At 72.4% G+C, this 16,121-nt stretch carries 18 protein-coding genes; 9 read left to right on the top strand and 9 right to left on the bottom strand.

What is annotated here, in order from left to right:
* A partial coding sequence (locus GD970_RS20270) for a penicillin acylase family protein (RefSeq protein WP_193315001.1) occupies positions 1–849 on the bottom strand: 849 nt, incomplete at its 3' end.
* Between the two features lie 128 nt (positions 850–977).
* Here GD970_RS20270 and GD970_RS22770 point away from each other — a divergent pair.
* The 3 genes from GD970_RS22770 (at position 978) to mscL (ending at position 2,758) form a co-directional block, all read left to right on the top strand.
* Complete coding sequence (locus GD970_RS22770; protein WP_152204708.1) at positions 978–1,298, top strand: FmdB family zinc ribbon protein; 321 nt, start codon at positions 978–980, stop codon at positions 1,296–1,298.
* 169 nt (positions 1,299–1,467) lie between these two features.
* Positions 1,468–2,148, top strand: coding sequence for an SAF domain-containing protein (locus tag GD970_RS20260; protein ID WP_152204707.1), 681 nt, complete (start codon positions 1,468–1,470; stop codon positions 2,146–2,148).
* A gap of 103 nt (positions 2,149–2,251) precedes the next feature.
* Positions 2,252–2,758 (top strand): large conductance mechanosensitive channel protein MscL, encoded by a 507-nt coding sequence (gene mscL / locus GD970_RS20255; protein ID WP_152204706.1) that lies wholly within the window; start codon positions 2,252–2,254, stop codon positions 2,756–2,758.
* 76 nt (positions 2,759–2,834) lie between these two features.
* On the opposite strand, the gene GD970_RS20250 is transcribed toward mscL, so the two are convergent.
* Positions 2,835–3,014 (bottom strand): transcriptional regulator, encoded by a 180-nt coding sequence (locus tag GD970_RS20250; RefSeq protein ID WP_152204705.1) that lies wholly within the window; start codon positions 3,012–3,014, stop codon positions 2,835–2,837.
* Positions 3,015–3,142: 128 nt separating this feature from the next.
* On the bottom strand, positions 3,143–7,492 hold the full coding sequence (locus GD970_RS20245) for a DNA helicase (protein WP_193315000.1): 4,350 nt from the start codon (positions 7,490–7,492) through the stop codon (positions 3,143–3,145).
* Between the two features lie 479 nt (positions 7,493–7,971).
* Here GD970_RS20245 and GD970_RS20240 point away from each other — a divergent pair, with 479 nt between their 5' ends.
* A complete protein-coding gene (locus GD970_RS20240; RefSeq protein ID WP_152204704.1) occupies positions 7,972–8,505 on the top strand; it encodes a DUF421 domain-containing protein in 534 nt (177 codons plus the stop codon).
* Between the two features lie 17 nt (positions 8,506–8,522).
* Here the strand turns inward: GD970_RS20240 and GD970_RS20235 are convergent, their stop codons facing one another.
* Entirely contained in the window at positions 8,523–8,930 is a 408-nt protein-coding gene (locus GD970_RS20235) for a pyridoxamine 5'-phosphate oxidase family protein (protein WP_193314999.1), read from the bottom strand.
* 79 nt (positions 8,931–9,009) lie between these two features.
* Positions 9,010–9,744 (bottom strand): hypothetical protein, encoded by a 735-nt coding sequence (locus GD970_RS20230; RefSeq protein WP_152204702.1) that lies wholly within the window; start codon positions 9,742–9,744, stop codon positions 9,010–9,012.
* Positions 9,745–9,969: 225 nt separating this feature from the next.
* On the opposite strand from GD970_RS20230, the gene GD970_RS20225 reads away from it, so the two are divergent.
* Genes GD970_RS20225 through GD970_RS20215 form a run of 3 tightly spaced genes read left to right on the top strand, consistent with a single transcriptional unit; the run spans position 9,970 to position 11,705 of the window.
* Positions 9,970–10,482, top strand: coding sequence for a DUF4234 domain-containing protein (locus GD970_RS20225; RefSeq protein WP_152204701.1), 513 nt, complete (start codon positions 9,970–9,972; stop codon positions 10,480–10,482).
* 5 nt (positions 10,483–10,487) lie between these two features.
* A complete protein-coding gene (locus GD970_RS20220) occupies positions 10,488–11,156 on the top strand; it encodes a hypothetical protein (protein ID WP_152204700.1) in 669 nt (222 codons plus the stop codon).
* Positions 11,157–11,171: 15 nt separating this feature from the next.
* Positions 11,172–11,705 (top strand): nitroreductase family deazaflavin-dependent oxidoreductase, encoded by a 534-nt coding sequence (locus GD970_RS20215; protein ID WP_170297316.1) that lies wholly within the window; start codon positions 11,172–11,174, stop codon positions 11,703–11,705.
* 47 nt (positions 11,706–11,752) lie between these two features.
* Here GD970_RS20215 and GD970_RS20210 read toward each other — a convergent pair whose 3' ends face one another.
* Entirely contained in the window at positions 11,753–12,163 is a 411-nt protein-coding gene (locus GD970_RS20210; protein ID WP_152204698.1) for a VOC family protein, read from the bottom strand.
* 304 nt (positions 12,164–12,467) lie between these two features.
* Positions 12,468–13,694 (bottom strand): hypothetical protein, encoded by a 1,227-nt coding sequence (locus GD970_RS20205; protein WP_152204697.1) that lies wholly within the window; start codon positions 13,692–13,694, stop codon positions 12,468–12,470.
* A 350-nt stretch (positions 13,695–14,044) separates the two neighbouring features.
* Between GD970_RS20205 and GD970_RS20200 the strand changes: the two genes are divergently transcribed.
* The gene (locus GD970_RS20200) at positions 14,045–14,272 is read left to right on the top strand and encodes a hypothetical protein (protein ID WP_152204696.1); all 228 of its coding nucleotides are present in this window, start codon (positions 14,045–14,047) and stop codon (positions 14,270–14,272) included.
* Between the two features lie 207 nt (positions 14,273–14,479).
* Here the strand turns inward: GD970_RS20200 and GD970_RS20195 are convergent, their stop codons facing one another.
* Positions 14,480–14,920 (bottom strand): helix-turn-helix domain-containing protein, encoded by a 441-nt coding sequence (locus GD970_RS20195; protein WP_152204695.1) that lies wholly within the window; start codon positions 14,918–14,920, stop codon positions 14,480–14,482.
* The gene (locus GD970_RS20190) at positions 14,917–15,117 is read right to left on the bottom strand and encodes a helix-turn-helix domain-containing protein (protein ID WP_170297317.1); all 201 of its coding nucleotides are present in this window, start codon (positions 15,115–15,117) and stop codon (positions 14,917–14,919) included. Before GD970_RS20190 ends, GD970_RS20195 begins: the two co-directional genes overlap by 4 nt.
* 142 nt (positions 15,118–15,259) lie before the next feature.
* Here GD970_RS20190 and GD970_RS20185 point away from each other — a divergent pair, with 142 nt between their 5' ends.
* Positions 15,260–15,802 carry a hypothetical protein gene (locus tag GD970_RS20185; protein WP_152204693.1) on the top strand — a complete coding sequence of 181 codons (543 nt, stop codon included), beginning with the start codon at positions 15,260–15,262 and terminating at the stop codon, positions 15,800–15,802.
* The last annotated feature ends 319 nt before the right edge of the window (positions 15,803–16,121 follow it).

Genomic DNA, 16,121 nt, shown 5'->3' with positions numbered 1-16,121 from the left:
TGCGGTGCCGGGCGAGGCGGCCGCGGCGGGTGCGGGACCTGTCGATGCGGCCGCGGTGCCGGGTGCGGCGGCTGCCGCGCCCGAGCCGGTCGGGCCCGCCGCGGCCGAGCCCGCCGCCGGGGCCGCGTGCCCGGTGGTCGTCGGCGCCTTGTCGATGATCGGCGGGTTGAGGTCGTAGGGGTAGTCCGGGTAGAGCTGCTCGACCCGGCCGACGTCCTCCCCCATCGGGCGCAGCGCCGCGGCGCGCCCGACCTCGGCGTTGAAGTTCTGGCTGAGGTCCCAGGCCATGGCCTTGAGCCAGGCGACGGAGTCGACGGGGTCCCACGGCGCGATCTGCTTCAGGGTGATGGTCGTGCCCAGCACCGTGTACTCCACGCCGAGCTCCGAGGCCTCCCGCCCGCGCAGGTAGGCGTTCACGCCCTCGGCGTAGGCGGTGTAGAGGTCCTTGGTGCCCTGGTCGAGCTGCTCCCACTCCTGCTCGGCCACGCGCCGCCACCCCAGGGTGCGCACGACCTGGTCGGCCGCGAGGGCCGCGTCGTTCTTGCCCACGAGCTCGGAGAGCCGGCCGGCGGTGACGTGGCGGCGGTAGTCCATCTCGAAGAAGCGGTCCTGGGCGTGGACGTAGCCCTGCGCCCGCATGAGGTCGGCGTCGGAGTCGGCGTAGATCTGCGGCACGCCGCGGGCGTCGCGCACCACCTCGACCCGCGAGCCGAGGATCTTCAGCGTCTGCGCGCCGCCCTGCTCGGGCAGGGGCCGGCGGACGAGGAACGTGCCGAGTCCGGCGGTGACGACGAGGGCCACCACGATCAGCCCGACGACGCCGATGGCCACCTTGCGCGGCAGAGACATCCGTTGCACGTCGCGAGCGTATCCGGGGGTGGGAAGCATCACCGGGCACGGCGCGTTGACGGGAGTACGATTGGCACTCGATGTGGTGGAGTGCCAACGCTCGCCCGCGAGTCCATGGAGGTTCAGGAGTGCCTACCTATTCCTACCGCTGCACGGTCTGTGGCAACGAGTTCGACATCAAGCAGTCCTTCAGTGACGAGGCGCTGACGGTGTGCGACCAGTGCGGCGGCGCGCTGCGCAAGCTCTTCTCGTCCGTCGGCGTGGTCTTCAAGGGCTCGGGCTTCTACCGCACGGACTCCCGCTCCACCTCGACGTCGTCCAGCGCGGCGACGCCGGCCAAGGAGTCGAGCTCGAGCTCGTCGAGCTCCTCCACCTCGTCGACCTCGTCCTCGTCGAGCTCCACCTCGTCCAGCTCCTCGACCCCCGCCCCGGCGGCCGCCGCGAGCTAGCCGCCTCCACGGCAGCCGCCGGAGGCTGCCGTTCGTCGGACCGCAGCGCGTGCGCCGCGCCCCGCCCCCGTTTCCCGGGCCTGGGCGCGGCCTCGTCTCCACGGCCCTCGATCCACAGGCGCGGCCGCGGCGAGCCGGTCGCGGCCCCGGCGCGCCCTAGCGTCGGCGGATGCGCACCCCGCCCGTCCCGCCCTCCCGCTCCCTCCGCCGTCGCCTGCGGCGCGGGCTCTGGCGCGGCCGCCACGCGATCGCCGCGGTCAGCCTCGGGCTGGCGGCGGCCACGGCGCTCGAGGCCGTCCGGCCGCCCGACCCGCCCCGCGAGCAGGTGCTCGTCCTGGCCGACGACGTCGCCGCCGGGACCGTCCTCGCCGCGGCGGACGTCACCGTGCGCGCACTTCCCCGCGGCGCCGCGCCGCCGCAGGCCCTGCGGGCGCAGTCCGACGCCGTCGGCCAGCCGCTCGCCGTCGGCCTACCGGCGGGCACCGCGCTGGTGCCCGCCATGCTCGCCGGGCCCGGGCTGGCCGCGGGTGCTCCGCCGGGGACGGTCGTCGTCGCCGTCCCGCTCGCCGACGCCGCCTCGGCCCGGCTCGCCCAGCCGGGCCGGCGGGTGAGCCTCGTGGCGGCCACCTCCGACGCCACCGGCTCGCCGGGCGAGGCCAGCGTGGTGGCCCGGAAGGTCACCGTCCTCGCCGTCCACGAGGACGACGCCGGCGGCGGCGTGCTGGCCGCAGGCGCACCCGGCGTCACGGCCGTCTACGTTGCCGCGTCCGAGCGGGTCGCTACCGTTCTCATGGGCGCGGCTGCCTGGGCGCCGCTGCGGGCGGTCCTCGAGGGACCGGCGGGCGGGTAGCTCACCGACCAGGCCGGCGCGACGCACTGGCCGCACGCCGCGTTGGTCGCGCGGCCGTCGACCCACACCGCACGGGCCGTCGGCCCAGACCGAGAGGACAGGCATGCTGCAGGGCTTCAAGGAGTTCATCTCGCGCGGGAACGCGCTCGACCTGGCCGTCGGCGTCGTCATCGGCGCCGCGTTCACCGCCGTGGTGAACTCCATCGTCAACGGGGTGCTCAACCCGCTGATCGCCGGCCTGGTCGGCAAGCCGAACTTCGACGACGTTCTGGCGTTCACGATCAACGGCGCCGTCGTCCAGCCCGGTGCCGTGGTGACGACGCTCGTGAACTTCCTGCTCGTGTCGGCAGCCGTGTACTTCTTCGTGGTCGTGCCCATGAACCAGCTGGCCGCGCGGCGCAAGGTGCAGGGTGCCGAGCCGGAGGCGCCCGCGGACGACGTCCGCCTGCTGACCGAGATCCGTGACCTGCTCGCGGCCGAGCGCGGCGCCGGCGGCCTCGAGGCGCCGGATGGTGGCGAGCCGGGCACGCTCGGCGCCCCCGAGCCGAGCACGCCCGGGGCCCGTCATCGCGAGGAGCGCGGCTCCCGGCTGGGCTGGGTCCGCGACTGACCGCGATCGTTCACCGTCGGCGCGCTCGACGAGGTCGAGCGCATCGACGGGCGCGTCGTCCAGGAGGCCGCGTGCCTCAGCGCCTGCCCCAGTGCGGGGGCACGTCGCGCAGCAGCCGCGCGTCGTTCTCCCCCGTCCCCTGCTCCGGCTCGGCCGAGGGCGTCACGGGCGGGGCGTCGCCCTGGTGCAGGGCGTCGACCTCGCTCGCCAGCTCCCCGGCGGCCAGACGGCGCCGGTCGGCCTCGGACAGCGCCACGACCCTGCGGTGACGGCCGCGGCGGCCGGGGGCCGGCACGGCGGCGTCGCCCCGGTCCTGGCCGCTCGCGCCAACGGCGGCCTGACGGCCCGTGCCGCCGGGGCCCTCGCCGCCCGCGCCCCCGGTACTCATCGCGCCCGCCGCCGCGCCACGTGGCCGAGCACCGCGTCGATCTGGTCCCCGCGGCGGGTCAGCGCCAGCTCCTCGCGCAGCGCCTCGACGAGCTCGTCGTCGCTTCGCTCGGCGCCGTCGGAGACGATCCACGCCAGCAGGTCGTCGAGCTGGTCGTCGCCGTAGGCGGCCAGCGGCAGCCCCGGCGCCACGGGCGGGCGCGGGCCGCGCGGGCGGACCGGGCCACCGTCGACGGGCGCCGCGATGTCGTCGGGTGCCGCGGCGTCGTCGTCGGGGCCCTCGTCGAGCACCCGGGGCACCTGCACTTCCGGCGCCTCGCCCCGGCTGGCCCGGCGCTCCTCGACCACCTGGGTGACCTCGGCGAGGATCGCCTCCGCCTCGGCCTGGGGGTCCATGAAGACGGCCGTGGAGAACGCCATGTACACCCGCCACCCGCGGGCGGTGAGGCGCTGGACCCAGTGCCGGTCGCGCCGGCGCAGGCTGGGCTCCGCCACGTACTCGGCGTCGTCGGTCAGGACGGCGAGCACCAGCTCCCCGGGCAGGTCGGGGTGGCCGATGGCCAGCGGGATGCGCACCCCGCCCTCCAGGCCGTAGCGCGGCACCACGGTCAGGCCCAGGCGCCACAACCGTTCGGCGAGGTCGACCAGGAGCTGGTCGGGGCTCTCCTCGGGGGCGCTGGTGGGCTCCTCCCCGGTGAGCGTGCCGACGGTCGCCTGCTCGAGCAGGTCGGCGAGCAGCCGCGGGCCGGGCTGGCGCAGCCGCTCCTTGTCGATCTCCCCCGGCCCGATGCAGCTGACGATGACGAGCTGATGGCGCACCGCGTCCAGGGCGTCGACCAGGCAGGCCAGCCCGTCGGGGCCGTCCAGGGCGCCGAAGCGGTGCAGCACCCGCCCGTGCGGGGTCTTGCCGTAGCCCACGGCGAGGAGGACGACGTCGCGGCGCAGCCCGGCGGCGGCGTCGACCTCGACGACGGTGAACGGCTCGGCCCGGTCGGCGCGGAAGAACTCGGCCAGCGCGGGGCTGCCGGCCACGGCGGCGGTGACGGCCTCGCGCACCCGGTCGGCGTGCCGGGCGTTGAGGGCGACCACCGCGAGGGAGGCCTCGGGGGCAGCCAGGGCGTGCTCGATGACGAGGTCGACGACGCGGTCGACCTCCGCCTGCACGCTCTCGATGGCGTCCGAGCCGGGGGCGGGCATCCCGAAGCCCTCGACGACCTCCAGGCGCATGCGGGAGGTCGACGGCGGGGCCGGCACCGAGCGGATGACGTCGCCGTAGCCGTGCTCGGCGAGGAAGGCGGCGATGCCCTCGTTGCGCTGGGCCCGCCCGGTGGGCAGCGTGACGGCCGGCAGCAGCGGCGCCAGGGAGCCGACCAGCCCGTCCCCGCCGCGGCGGGAGTCCCCGACGAGGACCACCTGGCGGGCGCGGGCGATGATCGCCACCGCCTGCTCGACGGGCAGGTGCTGGACGCCGTCGAGGATCAGCAGGTCCACCACGGGCCCCTCCGGGAGGAGCTGCGGGACGAGCATGGGCGCGACCAGCCACGCCGGGCGGACGGCGCCGACCACCTCGGGGTAGGCGGCCAGGGCGTCGCGCAGGCTCGCGCCGCCGGCGCCGAGGGCCTCGAACAGCGCGGCGGCCTCGTCGCGCCGGCCGCGCACCGCGGCGGCGAGGTGGTGGACGACGGCGCGGCGCACCGGCCCGGCCAGGCTGGCCACCTGCGCGGCGTCGAGCTCGCGGAACCGCTCGGCCAGCGCGGTCAGCGCCGGCCCGTCGTAGCCGGCCAGCGCCGGGTCGGTGCGCAGGATCTGCTCGAGCACCGAGCTCCACCAGGCCAGGTCCAGCTCGGCGCCGACCAGGGGGGTGTCCACGCGCCGCTCGGTGAGGTCGTCCACCAGGGGGCCGAGCCCGGCCGCGCGCAGGTCGCGCAGCAGGGCGGTGCGCTCGGGCAGCAGCCGCAGGGCCGGGGCGTCCAGGCCCAGCTCGCGCATCCGGTCGGTGAGCTCGTCCAGGCCGAGGGCGAACAGGTCGTCCTTGCCGGCGCCGGCGCCGATGACGCCCTGGAGGGCCTCGACGTCGGCGCGGACCTCGCGCTCGGTGGCCTTGATCTCGGCGAGCCCGTCGGGCAGGCGCGGCCAGCCGCCCTGGGAGTTGTAGCGGCGCCAGATCTCGCGCTGCTCCTGGACGTGGATGAGCTCGGCGTGCAGGTCCGCGACGGGGCGGCCGGGGCGGAGCATGTCCTTGGCCTGCTTGCGCAGGCGGCGGCGCACGGAGGCCTTCATCGCCACGCCGTGCTCGCGCCGCCAGGCGCGGGTGGCGGTGGCCACGACCATGTCGGCGGCGGAGCGCTCGAAGATCTGGGGCAGGAACACGTCGAGGGCCTCGGCGACGCCGTCGAGCATCTGCAGCTGCTCGGTCCACCCGGCGAGGGTGGTCGCCGGCTCCAGGCCGGTCTGCTCGGCCACGCGCTGGACCTGGGCGCGCAGGGCGGGCAGGCTCAGCTCGCCCAGCCGCTGGGTGCGCTCGAGCGCGGCGGAGGCGGCGGCCGGGTCGGTCAGGGCCGCGCCGTACCAGGGGGTGTCCTGCGGGCGCAGGGTGAAGGCGCCCAGCCCGGCGGCGCGGGCGAGCTGCTCGCGGGCCTGCTCCAGCCCGGCGCCGGTCAGGCCGCGCAGGGCCGCGGCGTCCAGGCGCACCCGGGTGCGTGGGCCGGGCCGGGCGGAGGTGAGCCGGGCCAGGGCCTGCAGCGCGTCGTAGGCGGAGACGCCCCACGGCTCGTGGCGGGCGTGCAGCCCGGCGACGTAGCCGGCGAGCTTGCCGTGCACCTCGGTCAGCTCGGCGCGCAGGGCGTGCACGGCGTCGTCGTCGACGGTGACCTCGGTGGGGCTCAGCCCGGCGCGCAGCTGCCCGGCGGCCCGGGTGCGCCAGGAGGCGTCGGTGGACAGGTCGAGGACGGCGTCGCCGAGGCCGAGCTCCTGGATGCGCCCGAGCAGGGCCCGGCCGGTGCGGCGGGTGCCGGGCACGTACAGCACGCGCCGGCCGGAGGCCGCGGCGTCGGCGACGACGGCGGCGAGGGTTCCGGGGACGTCGGCGCCGGGCGGGGCGTCGAGGAACACGTGGGTGCCGGCGGCGATGGCGTCGACGGCGTGCTGCTGGTCGACGTCGAGGTCGCCCGCGCCGCGCTCGGCCTCGGGTGCCCGGTCCCCCGGGGCCCGTGCGGGCAGGGCGACGTCGAGGGCGGCGCGGGCGCCGTCGTCGCCGGCCAGGGCGGCGACGACGTCGGACCCGGCGAGGTGGGGGCGCATCGCGTCGAGGTCGTCGACGAGCACCTGCCCGGGGTGGACGAAGGGGCCGACGACGATCCGCTCGGTCATCTCGAAGCCGGGCAGGTTCTCCCGGCCCAGCTCGGCCAGCGCGGTCAGCGCGGCGCGCGGGGAGAAGCCGTGGTCGCGCTGGGTGGCGCGGGCGACGGCGGTGAGGTCGAGGCGGACCCCGGCCGCCCGCAGCGCGCGCACGAGGACGGGGTTGACGTCCACGGCGGCCTCGAGGTCGAGGTCGAAGTCGGACTCCGGGCCCGGGTGGGCGATCAGCCGCACCGGGCGCAGCAGGACCGGGGCGTGCACGGTGCGCACCTGGGCGGGCACCGCCTCCGGCGCGTCGGCGCTCCCGGCGGCGGCCGGGCCGGGATTGGCGGGGGCGGCCGCAGGGGCGGCGTCCGGGGTCTCGGCGGCGGGGGGTGCGCCGGCCGCGCCGGCACCGGCCTCGGCGGCGGCCGCCGGGGCGTCCCCGGCCGGCTGGGTCCGGTCGGCCAGCGTGGCGCCGGGGTCGGCGGAGGCCTCGAGGGCGACGTCGCGGTGGTCGTCGACGTCCGGCTCGGGCGGGTCGGGCAGCGCCGTCCAGGTCGCCACGCCGATGGCGAGGTAGGTGGGCGCCAGGCCGTAGCGCTGGGCGAGCTCGTCGGCGCGGGCGCGGACGATCCGGGCGTTGCGCCGGGCGGCGAGCTGGGCGCTGCCCTCGCGGACGAGGTTGCTCAGCCGGGTGGTGCGCCCGGCGTAGAGCTGGGCGATGCCCGAGGGGTGCGCGGCGGTGAGGTCGATGACCGCGTCCCCCAGCAGCGTCATGTCAGCCAGCGTGCTGGTCCCGCCGAGCTGGACGAGCGAGCGGCGCCACTGCCCGGCCGCGCGGGCGACGGCCGAGGCGCGCTCGGCGGAGACGTCGGAGGCCGCCCGGCCGCCGAAGGCGGGCCCGGAGGGCGGCGGCGCGGCGGGCGTCCGCTGGTCACGGTCCTGTGCCGCCGCGGCGGTCCGGCGACGGCCGGACGCACCACGGGAGAAGAGCGCAGGGAGTGTCATCCCACCAAGGTAGGCAGCCGGGGGCCGCTTCGCGGGGTGCCGCGCCGGAGGGGTGTTCCCTGAGGTGGCGCGGTGGGGAGGGCGGGCATCTCGCGACGGCGCGGGCCCGGAAGTTAGGAACGGAGCGCGGCGCGCAGGGGGGGCAGGCGTCGCGCTCCGTTCGCCCCATCATGGGGCCTGCGGACGGCCGGGCGCAAGCACCTCCACCGCGGCGGAGGGCCGAGAAGTGGCGGCCGGAGGGACGTGAGCGGGCTCTCTCGAGTTGCGGGGCATTGAATTTTGGCCGAAAGTCGGCCTCATCCGTGCGCCGGTGACCGGAAAGTGTGACGTCGCTCACATTTCCGATTTCCGGACGCTCCGGCGGGGGCGGCGTCCGCGCGCAGCCCATGCCGGCTCCCCCGAAGGCCCCTCCTCCCCGCGCGCCACCGCAGCGGCAAGCACATCGTTGAGGGTGCGAGCGGGCGTGAGAGGAGCGCGACATGGGGTGGCTGACGGGGGTCGACCGGAAGGACGTCTTCGTCCCGAACGCGCCCCTGCTGGAGATCTTCATCCGAGGGACGGTGGTCTACCTGGCGCTGTACACGCTGCTGCGGGTGGTCCTCAAGCGCCAGCGCGGCGGGGTGGGCGTGACGGACCTGCTGGTCATCGTGCTCATCGCCGACGCCGCGCAGAACGCCATGGCCGGCCAGTACACCTCGCTCCCCGACGGCGTCCTGCTGGTCGCCGTCATCATCAGCTGGTCGGCGTTCCTGGACTGGCTCGGCTTCCGCTTCCCGGCGTTCCAGCGGTTCGTGCGGCCCGGCCCGCTCCCCCTCGTCCGGGACGGCCTGATGATCCGGAAGAACATGGCCAAGGAGTACCTCACCGAGGACGAGCTCATGAGCCGGCTGCACATCGACGGCCTCACGAGCGTCGACCAGGTCGAGGAGATGTACATCGAGGGCGACGGCCAGGTGAGCATCATCCGGCGGGAGGGCGGCGAGCCCCACCACCGCCGCCGCCGCGCGTTCTGAGCCCGGCCGAGGGCGCCCTACGGCCGCGCCAGCCGGCGCCCGGTGACCTCCGCCGCCCGCACGACGACGGCGAACTCCTTCTCGCCCGGCGCCCAGGGCGAGGGGGCGGCGAGCCACGCGCCGGCGTCGGGGTCGGTGTCCTCGACGAGCCGGGCCGGCCCGCGCACCACCACCGACCAGCCCGTGCGGGCCGAGGTGTCCAGCTCGCTCACCGCCAGAGCCATCACCGCGCCGCGGGCGGCGGCCGCGAGCTTGCCGCCGTAGCCCGAACGGACCACCACCTCGTCCCCGTCGAGGACGAAGTTCACCGGCACCACCTCCGGGTCGCCGCCGTCGCAGTACGCGAGCCAGCCGACGGGCACGGCCGCCAAGAGCCGCAGGCACTCCTCGCGGCCGAGGACCTCGGTGTAGGCCTGCACGTCCACCACGCCTCCAGAGACTGCCGATCGGTGCCCCGCCCGTCTCCCCGGCCGGGGAGCGGCGTGCGGCCGTGAGACTCCCACGTCACCACTCCTGGCCCCGGCCCGCCAGGGACGAACGACCCGCCCGTCCCGACTCGACCCGGCGCTTGATGCCCAGGAGCATCGCCCGCTGCATCACCGTGTCGCCGGTGCGCAGCACCACCGCGAGCCGCAGCATCCAGGCGGGGTGGTACCGCAGCCGGGTGCGCACGAGGAGCCGCACCCCCTCGCCGGCCGGCGCGACGACGAAGACCCAGCTGCAGTCGAAGTAGCTGCGCGGGCGCGCCGGGAGGAACCGGACCTCGCGCCCCGTGAGGGTCCGGGAGCTGAACAGCACGAGGTGGCGGCCCGGGGCGACGTCGCGCACCCACCACGACCCGACCGCCTCCGAGCACCCCGCCCCGTCCAGCAGCACGTCGCCGACGGTGAGTCGCTGGTGTTCCGCGACCAACCGGGTCGCCGAGGACCGGCGGCCTCGATGACCCGCCGGGTCCTGCCACCAGGGGAAGTCGCTGTACCAGCCCCCGCGGCCGAACCCCATCTGCACGAGCCACGGCCACACCTCGGCGGCGGGCGCGGGGATGGTCACGGCCCGGGTGGCCGCCCAGTTCGGCGCGGGGACGAGGCCGTCGCCGGGCAGCGGGCGGGACTCCTCCTCGGCGGTGGCGCCGGAGCGGCGCCACTCCGGATGGGTGGCCGCGTAGGCCGTCTCGAGGGCGTACTCGCCGACCACGACGACGGCGTCGCGCGCCCGGGCGAAGGCGTTGCCGAGGTTCATCCGCTGGTCTCCAGGGTGACGAGGGCGGAAGTCGTCTCGACGGTATGCCTGCCCGACCCGCCTCGCGAGAGGCCAAGGTCCCGCGGGACAAGCACACCGGTGGGATCCACCGCGCGGTGGCCGCCCGAACGACGCGCCCACAACGCGGGGCCCTTCGTCCCTCGCGCGCCGCCTCGTGCGGTGCTTCAGTGGAGAGACCGGATTCCTCCAGGGCAGGAGGATGGGATGTCCGTGACGTCTGGCCGGACGGAGGGCGGGTCCCGGAGGCGCCAGGGTCCCGACACCTGGGTGCGCTCCCCCGTCCGGGCGGCGCTCTGGTCGCTCCTGACGCTGTCGATATACGGCTTCTGGTGGTGGTGGGACGTCAACCGGCGGCTCCGGTCGCTCGGCCAGCCGGCCGACCCCTGGCGCGCCCTGAGCCTGGTCACGCTCGGCTGGCTGCCGGTCCTCGCCGCCCTGCTCGCCCGCGCGCCGTGGATCGCCGTCGTCCTCAGCGTCATTCCCGTGGTGCTGTCGGTGGGCGCCGTCTTCCGGACCGCCGCGATGCTCGCCGCCGGGCAGCAGGCAGCCGGTGTGACCCGGCCGGTCAGCGCCCCGCTCGCCGCGGGCCTCGCCGGCGTCGACGCCCTGGCGGTGGGGGTGGCGTGGCCGCTCGTCGCGATGGGGCTCGTCGCCTACCTCCAGGCGGGCGTCAACACCGCGCTCCCGGCGGGCTCGAGGGCCGGCGAGCGAGAGTGAGCGTCATGGCGCGGCGCCGGGCCGGCGTCCTGCTCGCCGTCCTGCTGGCGTACGACGGCCTGGTGCGCCCCCGGATGCGTTCCTGGGGCAGCACGCCGCAGGAGCGCGCGATGCACCTGCCGGGGGACGACGTCGTCGAGGAGGTGATGGCCCACGACACCAAGGGCATCACCATCGAAGCGCCCCCGGGGGCGGTGTGGCCCTGGCTGGTCCAGATGGGCGACCGACGCGGCGGCTTCTACAGCTACGACTGGATCGAGCGGTTCGTCTTCGGCGGCACGGTGCACTACGTCGAGGGCACGCGCTCGGCCACGCGGGTCCACCCCGAGCTCCAGGACGTCGGGGTCGGCGACCGGATCGACACCGGCTCGGTGGGGCACCTCAGGATCGGGCGGCCCGTCACCGTCATCGAGCCCGGGCGCGCCCTGGTCGTGGGGACGTGGGCGTTCGTCCTGCGCCCGCTCCCCGGCGACCGCACCCGCCTGCTCGTCCGCGAGCGCGACGCGGGGTACCTCCGGCCGCTGGTCCCGCGCCGGTTCGCCCTGGCGCGCGCCGTCGCGGCCGTCGTCGACGACGTCGTCGGCGAGCCCCTGCACTTCGCCATGGGCCGGAAGATGATGCTCGGCCTGAAGGAGCGCGGCGAGCGACGGCCCCGGCCGACGCCGTCGTCCTGAGGGGAGATGGGGCAGATGACCACGCATGCCACGCCACGGAGCCACCGTCACGACCGGCCGCTGCTCGGGCTTCGCCGCAGGCCGGGGCGGATCGCGCTGGCCGTCTTCCGGTTGCCGCTGCAGGCCTACCGCCACGACGCCGGCCACGTCATGGGGCACACGTTCCTCAAGCTCGTCCACGTCGGCCGCCGGACCGGGACGCCGCACGAGGCGGTGGCGATGGTGCTGCGCTACGACGTCGCCACGCGCGAGGCGGTCATCTGCGCCGGCTGGGGACCGCAGACCGACTGGTTCCGCAACCTGCGCGCCGGCCCCGCGGCGAACGTCCAGATCGGCACGGAGTCCTTCGCCCCCGAGCACCGCTTCCTCGGCGAGGACGAGGCGTTCGACGTCGTCGCCGAGTTCCGCCGCGCGCACCCGCACCGGCTCCGGCTGATCTGCGCCGTCCTGGGCTGGGGCGACCTGCGCGGTGACGACGCGGCGGCCCGGGCGTTCATCCGCTCGCACCCGTTCGTGGCCTTCCGCCCGGCCGCGTCTCCGGGCGGCTGACCACCGCCTGGCCTGCCCGCCGCCGTCCTGGGGCGACCGGCCGCGGGTCAGTGGTCGCTGTCCCCCTCGAAGCCGATGAGCCAGTGCAGCCCGTACCGGTCGACGACCTGGCCGTCGGTGGCACCCCAGGGGCGGGCCTGCAGGTCGTCGACGACACGGCCGCCTTCAGAGAGCCTGGAGAACCAGTCACGCAGGGTCGCGGGGGCGGCGGTGCCGAGCAGGGAGAACATGATGCCCTCGCACCGGAACGACGCCTCGTCCCCGGCCGCGTCGGCGGCGAAGAGAGCGACCGGCCCTTCCGTGAGGTAGCCGTGGGCGACGGCGTCCGCCGGCCCGTCCGTCCTGTGGAAGTCCGCGAACGTGTGCAGCTGTACCCCGCAGTCGAACACGGCTGCGTAGAAGGTCAGGGCATCGCGAGCCGTCCCGGGGAGCTGGAGATAGGGCGTCGGTGCCTGCATGCCGGGGCATGCTACGCAAACCGGCCTCGTCCGCATCCGCGGCGGCTCACGAGGCCGCGACCTGGTGCCCTCGGGCAGATTCGAACTGCCGACACCCGCTTTAGGAGTTTGAGTACCTCCGGACATACCAGATCAGTAGCGCTCTAGTCAAACCAGCTGTTCAGGGCTGATGTCTCGCGTTCCGAGTCAGGATGGTTTCGGTTGATTTCGGTCGCTTGCTGAGTATCTTGCCCACCATTTGCCCACGGCAGGTGCCCACGCGCAGGGGGGAGAGCAACCCGACGGCGACCACTTCGCCACCGCACTAGGCAAGGAAGACTGAGGGTCCGTACGGCGCAAGCTTCCACGTCCCCTCCACCCACTCGCTTGCCGTCTGCCCCTCTTCGCCTGTCCGAACCCATCGAAGGCTCACCTGGCGGCTCACCCCATCAACGACGAGCATCACGTCCACCTGGGCAACGGCAGCGGCCACGTGTCGGACCTTCAGGAGCGTATATGCGCCCAACTCATGGGGTGAGTACAGGTCTTTCGCAACACGAGCCTGCTCCCCCACGGATGGCTTACCACTACCGAAAGTCAGAAAGTGACCGCCGAGCAAACCCCACTGCCGCTTTTGCCACCTCTCTAGGAAGTCCCCGCACACACCCGCAACTTCGCTTGAGCTGCCCCCGTCAGGGCTCACGTCATGCTCGTGTGGCTGCCACTCACTGAGCCGCCTGTTCTCCTCCTGAACGGACCGAATCTTGGCGAACGTCTCTCGAAGTGACGGTTCCGCCTCGACGGGTGCCGCTTGCTTCGTCCGAGCCTCCGCCCAGTCCGCCACAGCGAACAGTCGGTTCCACGCCTTGGTTGAAACCATCTCATTGTCGAAGTTCACAAGGACGCCATGCATGATTCCATTGCGATATAGCTCCACAACTTCACTCTCGTCGGTCTTGTAAAACCCTTTCAAGAATGAACGGTGTGCATGACTGAGACCTAGGTGGTGCCCCGCTACGCTGTCCCACGCCACCATATCCTCGGCTGGCCTAGTGTGGAGCCCCTTCCTGGATTCCTTTTCGAAGTCATTTACGAAGCCATCCATAACGGCGAGGAGTACAAGCACCGTACTGTAGTAACGGCCCTCATTATAATCCGTGAGCGCCTTATTAAGCAGGCCACGCCGCGGACGCATACCTTCGAAGCGGCAGAGGCGCCGCACAGATGCTTCAATACACCCGGCCTCACGGTAGTAGTCGATCAATCGCCGCTCCGCTTCAGAGGAGTCTTCGGTTTCGATGACACGCTCGATCTTGCTGAGATTGAGATCTCCATGGAACACCCAGTTGCGAGGCCCGAGAATCGCATAAAAGGAGTCAACCGCGTCCGTGATACGGCGATACTCTTCCTCAAGTTCAAGAAGGTGCTCTCGCTCTGCTTTTGGGAGCAGGAAGCGCATGAGCTTGAAAGCTGCCATCTGCTTTTCCATCTCCTGCACCGACGGCAGATCGCGCGCTGATCCGTATGGCTGTGGCGCTGCTGAGGTATCCACGATCACAACATATCCCCGACACGATTGCCGGACCCGGAGCGCAGCGCCCCCTCGAAGCAGATACCGCCGGGCCAGGGGGGTATGACCCCTCTACGATGAACGCCCGACCGCCAGGTGTTAGCACATATGGATCTGCCACGATCCAGAGTTTTCAGAGCAGGCTCGACGCCAGTAACACGAACGAACCGCGCATCTCACCGCTCATGAAATCGAGCAGGAACCACCGACTACGAGATCTGATTCGGCTGACTCTCGGAGTCGGTGCATGGCATAGTGGGGCAGCAATGACCAGCGTAGTCTGGGCGTTGAGTGGTTCGACGACACGCCGCGTATCCGGGAGGTGGATGTAGATGAAGCCGCCGGAGCCGTCGACGTCCGGTCGCTCCGAGAGTAGCCACGGAAGTCAAAGTGGTAACCGCGGCCCTCTGCTCGTCCTGCTCCTCTGCTTCGCTGGCGGCATCCCCACCTTCGTACTTTTCGACTGGCTCCTTGAACAATCGGCCTGGTTCTACGTCCCGTTGGCGCTCCTTGTGATCATCTTGGCCGTCGCCATCAAGCGCGTCCTGATCAACAAATGAGTGGCAGGTAGTGACCGCTTCGCACACCCATGATCGGGCAGGTCTTGCGCAACCGATGCACCGGCTGTCAGTTTGATCTTGATACATCTGATTTAGTCATCATGTAGCGATGATGTAGTGCTGATGTAGTGCGTTACCAGGCCCCACCCACCTGAGAACTGACGCCCACTATGACCCTCAGGACGCAGGTGGATGGGACCTCACAGCTCAGACACCCTGCGATTCTGCACCAAGTAGATCCACATCATTCCCCGACCGTTCTACGTCTAGAAGCCACTGACGGTGAGCGACCTTCGCCTTCTTAGCCTTATCCATGACGTCAGGGAACGTGTCTGGCACCCAAGCCGGGACGGTAAGTCTGTAAACTTTGGTTGCTCCCGGGATGGTTGAGTAGTGACTGATCCAGCCCCGATCCTCCAGGATGGTCAAGCACTTCCCTACCTGCTTGCGGCTTACCGTTGTCGCCTGCTGCAACGTGGTCTGCGACGGAAAGGCGTCAGTGCCGAGCCTCTTGTCAGCCCAAGTCGCAAGCGCATACCCCACCGCCGACACCGTCCCAGTGATCGGCGCGTCCTTGGGCACCGTCCGGTAGATGGTCTGCCACTCGTAGGTACCGACCGGGAACCGGTCCGGCAGAACCTTGCTCACACCGCCCCCACGAGCGCCTGAGACCGGACGAACGCGATGATCTCGTCACGCAGGTACATCCTGCGCCGTCCAACCTTGTAGACCGGCACACCAGCCTTGTCGGCACCGTCGTACATCCAGGACTTCGGGCGTCCGAGCACTTCAGCAGCCTCCACAGTCCCGATGAAGGGCGCTGCGCTCTTCCTCTGATCCTTCACTGCAACCTCCAGGTCAGCCTGTCGCGCAGGACCCTGCGTCCCGCGCCTCATCGCAACCGTACGGTCAGAGCGATCGACCTGTCAACCCTGTATTGGTCGGCCTCTCTTGACACACCTCCATCGAGTCCGGCAGAGTTGCCCCATGGCCACTTACGACCCCCGGATGCCCGAACTGACCCCAGCGCTGAAAGCAGCTTGGGACACGGCGACCGTGATCCTCGATCACGAGCAACAGGTCGGGCACTGGATCGTGAAAGCGTGGTGGATGTTGAACCCCCACGAGGCGGCGATGTCGTCAGGACCAACCCATGTGGTGATCGACATCGCGCCGGATGCGCCAAGCGACGTACGACGGCGCGGGGTGACCTCAGGAGTGATGCGTGATGTCGAGCGTGTCATCGGTGACATGACCCGCACGCTCCACGAGTCCCCACAGACCGCAAACGCGGCGGAGCAAGCACGTAACGAACTCACAGGGCGCGCCCAGAAGATGCCCCCAGGTCCGCGAGGTAACAGCGCGGCGTACTACCGCGCATTGAGCGACCTGTACGAGTGGTGGAAGGACACCGGGGCACCAGCCCCAGCAAACGACGTGGCAGAAGCCCTTGGTATCTCGAAGGCGACGCTTTGGACGCAACTTCGAGCAGCACGTTCATACGGCCTGGGCCGGGAAGAGGAGCACTGACTTGGCGTGGGTCGAGAAGCGCACAAGCGGATGGATCGGTGGCTACCGTGTCGATGGACGCAAGCGGTACACCAGGACGTTCAAGCGCAAGCGGGATGCCGAGACGGAGGCTTCCCGCCTGGAAGAGGCAGGTAAGTCTGGGAGCTGGACCGATCCTGCGCTAGCCAAGACCGTTTTGGATTCCTGGTACTCTGTCGTCGGCACGTGAAAACTGACCCCGTGACGGCAGACGAAAACTGACCCCCTGCCGAGATCCTGGCCCCCAGTCGACGGGGGTCGGGAGGAGAGCGGGTGTTGAGCGTGGAGGACTGGGCCGAGA

This window comes from Georgenia thermotolerans, assembly GCF_009193185.1.
In the GTDB taxonomy this organism is placed as follows: Bacteria; Actinomycetota; Actinomycetes; order Actinomycetales; family Actinomycetaceae; genus Georgenia; species Georgenia thermotolerans.
Note: the sequence above shows the minus strand (reverse complement) of the source record. Positions and strands in the feature narration are given on the sequence as shown.

What these genes read in the sequence shown, in the direction of transcription:
- GD970_RS20260 (WP_152204707.1), top strand. Translation starts at nt 1,468, where the DNA reads ATGCGCACCCCGCCCGTCCCGCCCTCCCGCTCCCTCCGCCGTCGCCTG.
- GD970_RS20245 (WP_193315000.1), bottom strand. Translation starts at nt 7,492, where the DNA reads ATGACACTCCCTGCGCTCTTCTCCCGTGGTGCGTCCGGCCGTCGCCGG.
- mscL (WP_152204706.1), top strand. Translation starts at nt 2,252, where the DNA reads ATGCTGCAGGGCTTCAAGGAGTTCATCTCGCGCGGGAACGCGCTCGAC.
- GD970_RS20215 (WP_170297316.1), top strand. Translation starts at nt 11,172, where the DNA reads ATGACCACGCATGCCACGCCACGGAGCCACCGTCACGACCGGCCGCTG.
- GD970_RS20185 (WP_152204693.1), top strand. Translation starts at nt 15,260, where the DNA reads ATGGCCACTTACGACCCCCGGATGCCCGAACTGACCCCAGCGCTGAAA.
- GD970_RS20225 (WP_152204701.1), top strand. Translation starts at nt 9,970, where the DNA reads ATGTCCGTGACGTCTGGCCGGACGGAGGGCGGGTCCCGGAGGCGCCAG.
- GD970_RS20200 (WP_152204696.1), top strand. Translation starts at nt 14,045, where the DNA reads ATGAAGCCGCCGGAGCCGTCGACGTCCGGTCGCTCCGAGAGTAGCCAC.
- GD970_RS20230 (WP_152204702.1), bottom strand. Translation starts at nt 9,744, where the DNA reads ATGAACCTCGGCAACGCCTTCGCCCGGGCGCGCGACGCCGTCGTCGTG.
- GD970_RS20210 (WP_152204698.1), bottom strand. Translation starts at nt 12,163, where the DNA reads ATGCAGGCACCGACGCCCTATCTCCAGCTCCCCGGGACGGCTCGCGAT.
- GD970_RS20220 (WP_152204700.1), top strand. Translation starts at nt 10,488, where the DNA reads ATGGCGCGGCGCCGGGCCGGCGTCCTGCTCGCCGTCCTGCTGGCGTAC.
- GD970_RS20240 (WP_152204704.1), top strand. Translation starts at nt 7,972, where the DNA reads ATGGGGTGGCTGACGGGGGTCGACCGGAAGGACGTCTTCGTCCCGAAC.